The sequence below is a fragment of the uncultured Gimesia sp. genome (assembly GCF_963972345.1).
Taxonomy (GTDB): Bacteria; Planctomycetota; Planctomycetia; order Planctomycetales; family Planctomycetaceae; genus Gimesia.
The window spans coordinates 1-14,167 of record NZ_CAXAVM010000182.1 but is presented as its reverse complement, the minus strand read 5'-3'; the positions used below and the strand labels follow the sequence as shown (position 1 = coordinate 14,167).

Sequence of the window (14,167 nt, the reverse complement as noted above, 5' to 3'; positions counted from 1 at the left end):
TCAACAAACTGATGGCGAAAGAGCCCGCCGCTCGTTTCGCGACCGCCAGTGAAGTCTCTGTGTTACTGGAAGATTGTCTGGCTCATGTACAGCAACCGACGGAAGTTCCTTTGCCGCCTTCTCTCGAAAGTCAGACGAAAACCGGTGGTTTCTTTTCGAACTTTCGTCGTAAGCGGGGACTGCTAACGCTGAGCGGCGGTCTGGCTGCGATTGTACTGGGAATGTGTTTCTGGCAGGCAACCGAACCGCCCGACATCGCCGGTGAATGGCGCAGTGAAGGGTGGGGGACTGTCACATTGAACCGCGAGGATGTAGGACTTTACGCGGGAACCTACAAACAGCCTGACAATGCTGCCTCGGGCAGCGTCGATTTAAAATGGTCGCGCATCGAACGTCGCTTTAATGGTACCTGGCGTGAAGGTGAAGACCGTTTCGGTAAACTTTCCATTCGACTCGCCGATGAAGAAATTCGTGGTGCCTGGACCACCAGTCGCCAGTCACGCGTAAATCCGGGGACTCCAGAACTGGCGGACCTGTTGTGGGTGCGTGGGTCTGAAGGCAATGCCGATACAAACAGAATATTCATAAAGGGGCAGGTGATCTCTGTGGCTGATGGAGAAGCTGTGCTCTCGGTAGGAAAGAAAGACGGTATCAAAGTCGGAATGGAACTGATTGCCCTTGATCAGGGTCTTGTGAGAGGTCAGATTGACATCATCAAAGTAGAAGAGAATCAATCGATCGGACGCATTCATGAGAATCCGCATGACTCGCCGGTCGAGGTAGGTAATCTGGTGGAAAGCCCGAGACCGGACACTCTGTCTGCAGTGAATTCCTATTTGAAAAGTCGTCCTGCTCCACCTTCAGAGAGTGCTTCCAAAAAAAAACGTCAGCTCCGCATGGATGATATAGTAAGTATGGATGAATCGATCAAGGTCCGGCCGAAAAGTGACGCGGAAAAGGCCATTGCCCGACTGGTGCTGGTCTACTTTCGGGATCAGTCCCGCCGCGCGATACCTGGAATTCTGGTCGATGCCGGCTCTGAAACATGCGTGGTCACAGCCGGGACAGCAGGGATTATTCCCGTGGGGGCTCCCCATGCCGTCGATCGGACGTTTCTTGAAATTCCGAATCGTCCGCCAATCGATGCGGTCTATCTGCCGCAGAGTACGAAAGAACTGTTTGTCTATCGGACACAGCAGAAGCTGACCGACTATAAACCTTCAGAATATGTTCTACTGGCGGTGGGCGATGAACTCGCGGCCATTTATCCCGGGAGTTCCCCGCAATTGTCTCTGACTCCGCAGGCAGCACGCATCGTGTCTTTTGACAATCAAGCGGAACTGGCATTGCCTCCTTTAAAGAATAAACATCGATTTGAAGGTCTGATTCAACTTGATCGCAGTTTGCCCGAAGGGACTCCTCTGTTCAAGGAGGGGCAACTGGCGGGACTGACATTGCTGGGAACCCGTTTTCTGGGAGAGAAAGCGAACAAATCCTATATGGTTCCGGTAGAGCGGATAGCGGCGTTCTGTCGTGAGTTGAAAATCGTTCCGGAAGGCAGCTAAAATCCTGTGTGTGACTTTGAAGTGCTAAGGGTCTGCGATCAGAACCTTGCGTCGGTAGTGAATCAGTAGGGTCAGGAACAGGCAGACGATGCAGATTGACAGCGGGAAGAGTACTGTTGTCAGGCTATAGGATTCGAGGGCCAGCAGGGCGAAGGTGTTCCTGATGAAGAATAAGAAGATAAACAGAATGCTTTCTTCAAATGGATGGTCGTAGGCTTTGCGGATGGTGGGGCCGAAGCCTAACAGATCGATGACCGTCAGCAGGATCACCGCCCACATCGGGTTGGAAGTGAAATACCAGCAGGGGATGGAGAACAGGGCGGCACTGAAAAACAGTCTGTCGAGATGTGTGATCGAGATGTCGCTGCGCTTCACATAAGACAGAAAGGCGATGTAGACCGTGATCACGCCTGAAATGCCAATCGGCCAGGCGCCGATTCCACCGTTCGCTTCGAGTTGGGCAAAGAACACGATCAGTGTGGTGATGCCCCAGATGAGCCAGGAAAACAGGTGAGGTCTGGTACGTCCCGCCAGAATTCCCCGGATATACGGAATAAAGGCAGTGAAAGTAATCACGATAGCCAGTCCACTGAAGAGCAGCTTGAAACGGGAATCCATGGATGATACCTGATGATTAACAGACGACTTTTTCACACAGATCAGGTGGTGGGGCGATAGCGATACACGGCTGTGCCAGTTTAAGAAGGTTATCAATAGATGTTTTGTGGGAAGATGTCAATCCAGCACGGTTTCCTGTCAGTGAAATGAGACTCGACAGTGGAGTCGGGGCGGCGTACACTCATAAAAAGACAAGCTGTAGTGAGCTGTTCCTGTAACAGTCAACAATTTGAAAACTCTCTGGAGTCACCCGCATGAATCTGCCTCGCCGTTTCGATCTTTTGATTCTCACAATCAGCTTTCTGATACTGACAGCTGAGTTTACTGCTGCAGCAGACAAAATCGAGTTTGAACCCGCGGCAATTCAGCTCCAGTTGCCGGAAGGTCTGACGCTCGGACCCTGTTCGGCGGTGGATTTTGACAGCCAGGGGCGGATGTATCTGTTTCATCGGGGCCCGCAGCCGATTCTCTGTTTTGATTCGAGCGGCAAATTTGTGCGCTCGTGGGGCGACAAGCTGATCGGGCAGGCGCACGGCTTGCGCGTTGACCCACAGGACAATGTCTGGGTGACCGATATCGGTAATCACATGGTGTTTCAGTTCAGCCAGGAAGGAAAACTGCTGCTGGCGCTGGGGCAGGCGGGTAAAGCGGGTGACAGTCAGGATCGGTTCAATAAGCCGACCGATATCGCGTTCGGGCCACAGGGTGAGATCTTCATTTCAGACGGTTATGGGAACAGTCGTGTCATGAAGTTTGCGGCGAACGGAAAATATCTGGGGCAGTGGGGTACACCGGGCACAGGAACAGGCGAATTCAATCTGCCGCATTCGATTGTGGTTGATAAGCAAGGCCGCGTACTGGTGGGCGACCGGGAGAACGATCGCGTGCAGATCTTCGATCTGGAAGGGAACCTGCTGGAAACCTGGACCGGCTTTGCCCCGTATGGCATGGAATTCGATTCCCGGGGAACGCTATTTGTGGCCGACGGTCGTGCGAACAAAGTGCTGCAACTGAACGCAAGCGGCAAGGTCGAAAACTCCTGGGGCAAAAAAGGGAAGGGGCCTGGGGAATTTGATCTGCCTCACATGCTGGCTGTCGATACTGCAGGCAATCTGTTCGTGACCGAAATTGGTGGTCGACGACTACAGAAACTGCAGCGGAAACAGTGACAGCAATGACTGCCTCCCTTATTTGTGGGGCGAACCGCTTTCCAGGAACGCGAGCAGGTCTTTGATCTCGCGGTCGGTCAGGGTATGGACCAGTCCGGAGGGCATGAAGGAGATCGGGGATTCCACCATGGTGTCGACATCGTTGCGGTCAAAGGTCCGGTTTTGACCGTTGGCATCGCGGATGGTTTCTTTGACATAGGAACGCAGTCGAATTCCCGTGAAGGTGCGGCCGTCATTGAGAATGATGGTACGAGGCTGGTACTCGGGAGCCATCTCCCGACTGGGTTCGAGGATGGACCTGAGCAGCCATGTACGGTCCTGTTTATCACCCAGGCTGCTTAAGTCGGGGCCGACCACATTTCCACGACCGCCGTGACGATGACAGTGGGCACAATTCGCCACTCGTCCATGATGAAAAATACGACGACCACTTTCCGGGTCTGCGGGAGCCTGTACCGCTTTCAGTGCCTGTGCCCAGGCATCTGTGTCGGTCAGGGCAGGGCGCCCGACGCTGAGCCTTTTGGGATTCACCGCGGCTGCAAACAGGTCTGCTGATTCCGGATGCTGAGCGGCCAGACTTTTCAGGGACTGCTGTTGTGGAGGCGTGAGCGGGATCGAGCGGAGCGCACGTAAAGCCTCTTCGCGGACAATACGTTCCTCTGCGCCTGCCAGTTGTAATAACAGGACTGTATTCTGTTCTGCGACGTTCGCCAGTCCCGCGATTGCTTCTGCACGCAGTTTCGCGTCTTGCTGAGAGTCAGCAGCGATGTCTGCCAGGATTTTCTGTGCAGCGATGGGATTTCCAGTCAGCGTGCGGACGACTTCCAGAGACAGTGTTTCATCGTTCACGGCCAGAAGTTGCTGAAGAATTTCCAGTGTCAGTCCTTTGGGAAAGTTTTTCACAGGCAGCTTTCCCTCTTTCGGAGCGGAGAGCGACTGTGTGGGCAGCAACCGGAGTGCAAAAGCCCGGGTGCGTGGGGCACTGTTCGCATCCTGGACTCTGGCCAGGAGTAATGCCGGATTACGGATACCCGCTTCGGGTTTTCCCTGCAACGTGTTCAACGTGGCGATGGCGGCTTCGAATCGGCGATAGTCGAGATCGCTTTCCGCCAGTTTCTGTTCTACCAGCGGCAGAAAGGCTTTCAACCCGTAGTCAGAAATCCAGCGGAGCGTTTCGAACTGGACCTCTGGATCTTTGTCCGTCAGCAAAACAGGGATCCATTGCTGTGGATCCGCCTGGGCCAGTTTCAACGCCAGTACGGCTTGAATCCGGTCTGCAGCAGGCCAACCGGCGACCTTGTCCGGTGTCCAGGTTGAGGCATACTGCGACAGCGCCTGCAGCGCAGACAACGCGAGGAACGGGTCCTGGTCGTGGGAAAACTTCAATAATTCTTTCTGGCTGTGCGTTGATTTACCACTGCGCAAAAGCGCCGCGAGTTTTGCATTTTCCGTGGGTGGTTCCAGTTCCAGTTCACCGACCCAGTCTGCCTGATCGAGATCGATTTCCAGCTTCCACAGGCGACCGAAACCGTGTGCCTGATAACGACCGTCGACCCAGTCGCACAGATACCAGGTTCGTTTTTGTGAATTTGCATGGGGATCTTCTGCAATACAACTGGGACGGAAGTAACGGCTCCCCTTCACTAAGGTGATGGGTTTGGATGTGTAAGAGGCTCCCTGAGGAGTGAGTGGAAAAAAGTCAATGCGATGATCGCTCCAGGAGGGAACCAGTAATCCACGTCCGAGCGGTTGAATGCCACAGGGGGCTTCTCCCGAGGGATGTATCATCGGCAGTGTGCCCCGCAGTTCGCCATTCCAGCCGACGAAAGGGTGATGTGCCTCGGAACCATAACTGCGTTCATAACCGTAGTCACCCCCTTCGACGATGTGCAGCACTCGACAGGGAGGACGTTCGCCGGGATCGTTTTCGGCAGCAAAGATTTGACCGTCCGCGCGAACACAGATGCCGAACGGATTCCAGAATCCTTCCGCGATGCGTCGCAGTTGCGAACCATCAGCGCTGCAGCGGAAGATGCCTCCTTCGCCGGCACCTTCGACAACTACGCCATCAGTTCCCGTCAGAGACCAGGGCTTAGCGAAGTTCTCGCCGAGGGCAAAGACCAGGTCGCCATTCGGATTCCACGCCAGTCCTTCCAGGCCATTGTGAGGATAGTCGGCTTCACTTTTCAGGACTGCGATATTCTCTTCGACATCCGCCTTGCCGTCGCCGTTGGTATCCTTGATGCGGAGAATCCGGTCCCGTTCGGCGAGGTACACCCAGCCATCCGGTCCCAGTTCGAGGTCCATGGTGGCATCGGTGGCATTATAGAAGACCTGTCGTTTTTGGGCACGGCCTTCACTGTTCGGATCAGAAAAGACGAGGATTTCATCATGCTCCGGGCCGACATAATCGTCGGGTCGAAAATGCGTATGTGTGGCGACGACCCAGATGCGCCCCTGTTCGTCCACATCAACGCCGGTCGGGGTCGCCAGTTCGGGATGCTCGGCGACGAGAGTCAGTTTCACGCCGGGTTGCAACGATTTCACCTGAGGTTCCCGCTCGGCAGCGGAGAGGGAACTGACAGAGAAAATCAAACTCATCACCAGGGAGCAAACTGTCAAATGATTCATGGGTGTTTCTCTTTTGTTCGTTAACGTATTTGCTCTCAAGCAATTTCGATTATTTTTAGATGAATCATGATGCGATTCAGTGCCAGGTCATGACGTAAAATAGTCTATAACACAGCTTTGATAAGAACAATGAATAAGCGTGTGTTAATGTGATGCGGTCCCGTTTATGAATACCATGGGGGACCAGCGGATGCTCAGGCAGTGTGCTTATCCCCATTCACGTTTGAGGGCCGCACGATACATCAGCACGTTGAGGCAGAGGGCACCGGCAATGGCCATCAATGTGGAAACGAACATCGTTTGCAGGTCTGGGATAAAATTTGATCCAGGCTGGTACTGCCAGGCGATTATGCTGATGACCAACGTGCCTGCCAGGGTATACAGGGCAAACATGCTGCCCACAATGATCCAGGTGCGTTTGAAGACCAGGACGGTCGCGTTCGTTCCGAGGATCCATAACGGAGCAGCAATGCTAACCAGCAGCATCAGATTGAACAATTCGAGTGTGCCGGCAGAGACATCCATTATGCGGAACGGGAGTAGCACGAGGAAACCGATCATAAGCAAGCTGTGGTCGATCGCCAATGACAGGTACAACTGTTTTACCAGCGATTGGCGACTGACCGGTCGTAATGATTCGATCTGCAGAGCCTTGCGTCTTTGTCTCCAGGCAATCGCAGGCAAGAATGCCCCGGTACTGAAAAGGCACGAATAGAGAACTGGGATCAAGGGGCTGTTTTGCGTGAAGAATGGATCTCCGGACATCAGTCTGTAGAGCCCTTGAGACAGGATCAGGAAAAAAACGAAGCCTCCCAGTACCCCGAGTGTGCTGCCGAGACTGAATGCATTCCCGTGTCGCCACAAACAGGCCATCTGCCAGGTGGACCTCTCTGTATAATGCAATTTTTTCAAACCACGATCCAGGACCCAGATGAAGGGTTTTCCAGGTTTTAACCCTTGGGATTGCTGGTCTCGATCTTTTTCCCAGGGGGAGAAGGCAGGTGTGGTCATGAATGTCTCGTTCACCTTCTCAGTGATGGCAGGCAACCTGAGCAGGATCCAGAAAACAGAGAGGACTTCCAGCGCGATGATGGTGCATGCCATACCGGGTAGATGACCTTGTAAATACCAGATTGTCTCGATAGCGATGATCTTAAAGGTCGAATCAAAGAAGAGCGGAATGTACATGAAGAAAAACGGCAGCAGTGGCAGTATCAACCAGTGTCGGAAAGGGTTGTTGGAAAGCTGCATGACAGAAAACATACTCAACATGGCAGGGAGCAGGAGAACGAGACTGAGCGCCGGCAGCATACCAATATCATAACGCAATAATGTAAGGGGAAGTATCAACGATCCTGTCGACAGAATTAGTACTGCGATACGTCGATGCGGTGCGAGATAATTGGGAGTCAGACTGGCCGCGGGAGTGACGAAGTGTGCCCACAGCTGCAGATAGAGAATGGCAAACAACAGGGCACCGGAAAACACCGATCGTTGGATGGCACCCAGCTTCGACTTTGAATAGGTTATCGGCAACGCACGCACCGGAAGCAGTGTACTCTCGTTAAAATGTCGTAAATGCTTCATTAAGAACCAGTTTGCATAGACTTCTTTCAGCGTCGGAGAATTGCGCAGCTGTTCAATTTGTTCCTGGGACAGGTCAATTGCATTCCAGGTCTGTTGTGTTTCCGGTTGTTTGTGACTCGGGTCATAGTTGAGTGAAGCAATGAGTGTGAGTTGCTGTAGAGCGGGGATTTGTGTGACATGGGTCAGCAGTTCAGGCGATGTATCATCATAGTGTAAAGCCAGTAAGTGCACGCTGGTCATGTTGGGGCATTCATGAGAGTGGGCTTCCAGTGTCGAAGCGAGCACTTCCAGCTGAGTCACTTTCTCACCGAATCTTTGTAAGGCGCCGGCAGGAAGTTGAGTGCCCAGAAATACCAGCGCATCCAGTTTGGGAAGTTGGCAGATCTGTTCGACATGGGCTGCCGTCAGATCGAAATCGTTCAGTTCCAGGTAAACCAGATTTCGAAACGGACTCAGGTCGGGTAAGGAATCTTCCATGCTCACTCTGGTCAGGCTGAGTGATTGAATCTCAGCAGGGGCAACCTGTTCCACTAGTTCGGGGAGCGTTTGGAAATTCGGTGAATTCTCTGTGTTGGAGAAGGCATCAGCGGTATAAACTCTTTCTATCTGCCCTGGCGCTTGCGGTCGTGCCCCGACCTGCATGACATTGCCGCCCGTCGGACCCAGGGCCAGAGATAAGAAAAGAATCAAATAAATGGCTGTCAATAACAGGATGAGCGGACGCTGCCAGTAGGTCTTGAGGATCTGCCGGTATAGATTGTGATGCCCTTTCATTGAATGGCCTCCGCTTCTGTCCGTGAGGAGACTCCCGAGAGTTCCAGAAAGATTTCTTCCAGATTCAGGTCTTCCACAGTCGTTGTTGCCTGTAATTCGTTTGAGAGACTCTCCAGTAAAACGGCATCAAACTCTTTCACCGCTATTAGTGCATGTTTGCCGTCGATTTCTGAACGCAGTGTGCCTGGCAGATTCAGGTTCTGTGGCAGGTCGTGTTCGGCTGTGATGCGGATGCGTTTCACATGATGGATCAGTGAGTCCAGTTCGCCGAAGAAGCCGAGTTTTCCGTTATCCAGAAATGCCACGTGGGAAGTGACGCGTTCCAGGTCAGATGTGATATGAGTCGAAAACAGAATGGTATTCTCTTCCTGTTCTGTGAACTCAATCAAAGACTGTAGAAACTGGCGGCGGGCCACGGGATCGAGACTGGCAACCGGCTCATCCAGGATCAGCAGTTCCGGGTGATGCCCCAACGCTAAGATTACGGACAGCTTCTGACGCTGCCCGGTCGAAAGTGCTCCCACGCGTTGCGTCTCGTTCAGTTTCCATTCCTTGAGCAGTGTATTGACGTATTTCTGATCCCAGCGGGCGTAAAAGGCGCCCGTATATTCTGTCAGGGCTTTAACCGTCATCCAGGGGAGCAACACACAATCTTGTGAGACGTAACCTAAACGGGATTTGGCGGACGCATCCAGGTCCCAGGAATTCTGACCAAAAACAGAACTCATGCCGGAAGTCGCTCTGATTAATCCCAGCAAACACTTGATGAGCGTCGTTTTTCCAGATCCGTTTGTACCCAGTAAACCGACGACTTGTCCCGCGTTGATTTGAAGATCCAGGCCCGTCAGAACCGGGGTATCTTGAAACTGCTTGTGCAGATCCACGGTTTGAATGATTGCATTGCTCATGGTTTGTATTCCCGTAACAGCTTGTTGACGACTGCCAGAATCTGCTCATCGCTGAGCCCGAGTTGACGTCCATGTACAATGGCCTGCTCCATCAGTGGCTTGAGGTCCTGCATACGCTCTTTCGCGCTTCCCGCGGGAACCGACTTTCGTACCAGCATTCCCTTGCCCCGCACCCGCTCTACGACTTGGTCCGCTTCCAGTTTGGAATAGGCTTTCGAAATCGTCATCGTATTCACGCCGAGTGTCGTCGCCATTTGACGCACGCTGGGGAGCATATCTCCTGCGTTCAAATGCCCGCCCGCAATCATCGCATTAATCTGGCTGATGATCTGCAGGTAGATCGGCACCCCGGCAGAGGGATGCACTTCAAATTGTGTGGCTTTGATTGTCATTGACTAAACCTCATGTGTATTACTACACTAATACACATAGTCGGGGGCGTCAATCTAAAATCAGCCAAAATGTAAAAATTCCCAGGCTGGTGTATTACTGAGGGAGCGATTACGCAGTCGTCGCTACGGGATGACGATCAGAAGACGGGCGCGGATGGCAGTTGGGCACTGTCCTGCCTGCATGTTTTAAGAGCACAAAATCTGTGCGATTAGCGGCAAGCGGCTGCGGCAATTATTCGAGACTATTGACGGCTAGCGCAGAGCGACTGCCCATCCGGCTACCCAAACAGTTCCATGATCGGTTTGCCCGTGGTCAGGGTGCGCAGGATGCCGGTCGGGTCCTTGGGATCGTTGATCGGAATGTCGAGCGCATGGTAGATCGTCGCGGCCAGTTCTTCGGGGCGAACGGGATTGTCGGTCGGGTATTGGCCGTACTTGTTCGATTTGCCGTAGACCTGGCCTCCGGCGATACCCGCGCCGGCGAGGATGGAGGAGAAACAACGCGGCCAGTGCTGGCGACCGGGGGGATCCTGTTTGAGCACATTCGGTGTGCGGCCGAATTCACCGGTCACCACGACCAGTGTATTATCCAGCATGCCACGCTCTTTGAGATCCGATAGCAGCGCCGCCAGCGCCTGATCCAGACGAGGCAGGCAGAAGCCCATGCCGTAGGAACCGTTCCCGAAGGCATTGCCCATCCCCATATTGCCGCCGTGCATGTCCCAGCTGCTGCTGGGCGGGCCCTGTTTGTCATGATCTGCCTGGCCGGTCCAGCCGTTGACAGTGACAAAGCGAACCCCCGATTCCACCATGCGGCGAGCGAGCAGCAGATTCTGTCCGAGCGGATGCATGCCGTATCGCTGGCGGACCTGATCCGGTTCTTCGTCCATGTTGAATGCCTTGCGGCCTTCAGCGCGGGTCAGTGCTTCGTAAGTTTTCTCGCGCAGATCTGACCAGTCTTTGACGGTCTGGTCCCGGTCGAGCCGATCGGACTCCAGTTTACTCAGGACTTCCTTTCGCTTTTCGAAACGCGGTTCGTCGTAGGGGGCGTAAATTTCAGGTGGCTTGAAGTCTTTCATCGCAGGATGATTATCAGCCGAACCGACAAAGACCGGGGCATACGCGGAACCCAGATAACCGCCGATCCCGATATTGGGCGCGCAGAAGACAGGCGGCCCCACGCATTTGATGAGCCAGGCGTTGGAGACGAAATTACGTTTACTCGGTTTGTGTCGGGCGACGTGCGATCCGAGATAAGGTTGTTCGTTCGACATGCCCTGCTGCACGCGTTTGTCCGACTGCCCGCTGAGCAGGTTGTGCATCGCATCGAAGTGATTGCTGATCGAACCCGGATGCGACATGGAATTAATCAGCGTGAACTCGTCCGTCAGTTTAGCCAGTTCCGTGTGCATCTCATTGATCCGCATGCCCGGCACTTTGGTGTCGATGGGCATGTAAGGACCGCGGTATTCCAGCGGGGCCTCGGGTTTCATATCCCAGGTGTCGAGGTGACTCGGCCCGCCACACAGCAGGATGAAGATACAGGACTTCTCCGCCGCGACCGCTTTGCCCGACGCGTCGATCTTGTCACTCCCCAGCACCATGCCCGGCATACCGAGACTGAGCGTTCCCAGGCCACTCGCAATCAGGGCCTGCCTGCGGTTCATCTGGAATTCGTCCATCCTCAACCTCGCTGTGATTCGCATAAACTGGAGTTGATGTGTGGATTATATCATTTTCTACCGGGATGCAAGAAAAATTCAGAGAGAATTGTTGCTGTCAACAATGTTGTTTCGGCATTTCCGAAAACGGGCCGCAATTGGGAATTTCATATAACCGTTTAAACAAATCTGGTATACTGCAGTTTCCATAGAAGTGAACCTGTCTTTTTATCCCCGGTTCCGGGGTTTTATATTTTTTCATTTCTTGATGAGAGGAGGCTGTCATGTCTGCTTCTGCTTCTCACCGCTCGGTCCTGCATTACCTTTACAACCACAATCCGTTCTATGTGATCAGTGCGGTATTGATGTTGTTCGCCGTGCGGTCTGCTTACGGAACCATTGAGATCGGTTCCATCAACTGCTGGATCATGATGGGAGTGCTTGCCGGCTATACCCTGTTGCTGGCGGGGATTGGTGTGCTGATTGTCCGCTGGGGCAAGGTCTGGGAAGATGCCCGCTCGATTCTGCTGCTGTTGCTGCTGCTGTTTCTTGGGGTCTCGGTCAGTATGGATGATCTGTTTTCGCGGATTACACCCGATCAGGGAATGATGTTGATGATCGGCGGCTTTCTGTTTTCGGCGCTGGTTTCCGAAGCCGTCTTGTGGGGAACCGGCATTCGCCTGGGGGCCCGCTATCGGATTCCGTATCACCTGTTCCTGGCGCTGTTTTATTTCGCTCCCTGGTGGTGTTCTCCCGAGATGCATCCGCGACCGGCTGCCGAACTCGAATGGACGCTGTTTCTGTTTCCGGTGGTCGGCTCGATTCTGTTTTTGTTTCTGCTGCCTGCCGTCCGCGGAGGCGTCTCGTATGTCAAAGGGAACGGCACTCCCTGGGGCTGGCCGTGGTTTCCCTGGATCGCGTTTGGCATGTTCGCCGCCTGTGTCAGTCTGCGCTCGTTTGCGCTCTGTCTCACGTTCGGACCGGCGGGACCCATGTGGATTACCTCGGGAAGCGGGCCCCGACTCATTTCCTTTGATACATTATGGGGCTTCTATTTTTTGATTCCGCTTGGCTTTGTCCTGCTTCTGTTGTTGCTGGAAGGCAGCCTGGTGACGAAGAATAAAACCTTTCAGGCAGGCGTGATCCGCTTTTCGCCCTTATTACTGTTGCTGGCGATGCCCGCGACGACGGGGCCGGTTCACACCGGGTTTCTTTTCAAAGTGACAGACGTCATCGGCGGACCGATCTGGTTGACCGTCTGGCTGCTGATCGGCTTTTATCTGCTGGCAGCGTTGCGACGTGTGCCGGGCGCGATGGCAGCCGGCCTGGGAGCCGTGGCGCTGCTCTCGATCGTCGGACCACAGACACTGGGTTCGCGGACATTGATCGAGCCGACGCCCTGGCCGTTGCTGCTGGATGGCGGATTGCTGTTGATGCTGGGGCTTCGCCAGCGTTCCTCCGGAATCTGTGCGGCAGGCGTGCTGGCGGCGACAGCCGGAATCTGGCTGGTGATTCCGGACACGGTGCTGTTCCAGTACCGGTTCACCACCTGTTTCCATCTGATATGGATTTCGTTCCTGGTAATGGGGCTGACGTTTCAAGATGCCTTCAGTCGTGTGCTGCAATGTGTCTGTGCGCTGCTGGTCCCGCTGGTCGCGGTCGTCGTGATTCTGAATGAGCGAGCGGCAGAGATCCCGCTGGCCTGGCGACTGACGTATGTGGCCACGTGGGCCGCGGGCTGTCTGCTGATTGCCCGGCTCTGGTCGAACCGCTGGTTTACGTATTCGTTCGCCGCGACGTTGAGTATTCTGCTCTACACCAGCGCGACCTACGGATTTCGGCTGGCAACGCGCACGCTGGATCAATCGGCGGTGATTGCATTCCTCTGGTCGGTGGGCGCGTTATTGCTCGCCTTCCTGATCAGTGCCCACAAAGCCCGCTGGCTGCCCGAATATGCCTGGTTGATCCCCCGGAAAGAAACCCCGCCGGAGGAAGAGTTGGTGCTGCCTTTACCGGATGAATCTCCTGTTGATGAGGAATGATTTTTAGCTGGAAGGAGATGCAATGACATATCATTATGTGATAGAGTTGCAGCAACATCGTGGCTAGTATGTGAATCAAAAACGAGTGGAACGACTCCGTACGCAGGGAAGGCAGGTATAATGCCAAAACCATCAAGTTTAATTATACTGTTGGCCATTATTGTGCCGATATTGGCTTTCGTTTTATTTACAAGACACGGTCTGCTGGCATTAGCTCTTAGTACTGGTGTGCTGATAGGAGTAGTCAAAGGAATTGAAGAAATATTTCAGTTAAGTATTTCCGAAGTATTAAGAAAATTTGCTATAGTTAATCCTCGAAATCAAACTCTGTTATATTATTGTTGGATGTATTATTCGATATGGATAATCTTCATTTCTTTGTATCTAGTTTCGTTGTTGGCTGAAATTGATTCGATCATGATTTGGTCAATAAAGCCGATTTCACTTTCTCTTACAACAGCAGTTACTATTGTGACATTTTGTGAGTGGCCACTCATAATGTCTCATATGTGGTTCAATAATCAAATCTCTAATTCCAGTATCGCTTCTGCTATTAAACTGAGTGTATACAATATCGTTTTTATTTGTTTCCTCATATTTTTACTAAGTGCATTTGATAACTGGGCAGTTGGTGCATCATTTACAAGTGCTTTTTTGAGTAGAGTTGACTATATAATCAATCTCGTTTTTGGATCTTTTCCGCTCTTGGTACTGCATACAAGTAACGTCAAACAAAAAGGGGGTCTGGACTCAATTAAAAAGAGTCCTGACCTGCTCTGTAGAAAAGCTCCCTTTGATTGCTATTTTCGAAATTAATAAG

At 53.0% G+C, this 14,167-nt stretch carries 10 protein-coding genes; 4 read left to right on the top strand and 6 right to left on the bottom strand.

Annotation, left to right across the window (positions count from 1 at the left end; translation table 11 throughout):
- The coding region (locus AACZ40_RS22970; RefSeq protein WP_339675995.1) for a hypothetical protein at positions 1–1,565 on the top strand (1,565 nt) is incomplete at its 5' end.
- A gap of 24 nt (positions 1,566–1,589) precedes the next feature.
- On the opposite strand, the gene AACZ40_RS22965 is transcribed toward AACZ40_RS22970, so the two are convergent.
- On the bottom strand, positions 1,590–2,183 hold the full coding sequence (locus tag AACZ40_RS22965; RefSeq protein ID WP_291177145.1) for a hypothetical protein: 594 nt from the start codon (positions 2,181–2,183) through the stop codon (positions 1,590–1,592).
- A 254-nt stretch (positions 2,184–2,437) separates the two neighbouring features.
- Here AACZ40_RS22965 and AACZ40_RS22960 point away from each other — a divergent pair, with 254 nt between their 5' ends.
- Positions 2,438–3,352 (top strand): peptidyl-alpha-hydroxyglycine alpha-amidating lyase family protein, encoded by a 915-nt coding sequence (locus AACZ40_RS22960; protein WP_291177148.1) that lies wholly within the window; start codon positions 2,438–2,440, stop codon positions 3,350–3,352.
- Positions 3,353–3,370: 18 nt separating this feature from the next.
- Here the strand turns inward: AACZ40_RS22960 and AACZ40_RS22955 are convergent, their stop codons facing one another.
- The 5 genes from AACZ40_RS22955 to AACZ40_RS22935 all read right to left on the bottom strand — a co-directional run bounded on the left by AACZ40_RS22955 (position 3,371) and on the right by AACZ40_RS22935 (position 11,326).
- Positions 3,371–5,983: a PVC-type heme-binding CxxCH protein gene (locus AACZ40_RS22955; protein WP_291177151.1), complete on the bottom strand. Its 2,613-nt coding sequence runs from the start codon at positions 5,981–5,983 to the stop codon at positions 3,371–3,373.
- A gap of 207 nt (positions 5,984–6,190) precedes the next feature.
- Positions 6,191–8,344 (bottom strand): hypothetical protein, encoded by a 2,154-nt coding sequence (locus AACZ40_RS22950; protein ID WP_291177154.1) that lies wholly within the window; start codon positions 8,342–8,344, stop codon positions 6,191–6,193.
- Positions 8,341–9,252: an ABC transporter ATP-binding protein gene (locus AACZ40_RS22945; RefSeq protein ID WP_291177155.1), complete on the bottom strand. Its 912-nt coding sequence runs from the start codon at positions 9,250–9,252 to the stop codon at positions 8,341–8,343. Before AACZ40_RS22945 ends, AACZ40_RS22950 begins: the two co-directional genes overlap by 4 nt.
- Complete coding sequence (locus tag AACZ40_RS22940) at positions 9,249–9,644, bottom strand: GntR family transcriptional regulator (RefSeq protein WP_291177159.1); 396 nt, start codon at positions 9,642–9,644, stop codon at positions 9,249–9,251. The genes AACZ40_RS22945 and AACZ40_RS22940 overlap by 4 nt, the downstream gene beginning before the upstream one ends.
- Positions 9,645–9,922: 278 nt before the next feature.
- Positions 9,923–11,326, bottom strand: a complete 1,404-nt coding sequence (locus AACZ40_RS22935) for a DUF1501 domain-containing protein (protein WP_291177162.1) — start codon at positions 11,324–11,326, stop codon at positions 9,923–9,925.
- A gap of 263 nt (positions 11,327–11,589) precedes the next feature.
- Here AACZ40_RS22935 and AACZ40_RS22930 point away from each other — a divergent pair, with 263 nt between their 5' ends.
- On the top strand, positions 11,590–13,347 hold the full coding sequence (locus tag AACZ40_RS22930) for a hypothetical protein (RefSeq protein WP_291177165.1): 1,758 nt from the start codon (positions 11,590–11,592) through the stop codon (positions 13,345–13,347).
- A gap of 120 nt (positions 13,348–13,467) precedes the next feature.
- A complete protein-coding gene (locus tag AACZ40_RS22925; protein ID WP_291177168.1) occupies positions 13,468–14,163 on the top strand; it encodes a hypothetical protein in 696 nt (231 codons plus the stop codon).
- The last annotated feature ends 4 nt before the right edge of the window (positions 14,164–14,167 follow it).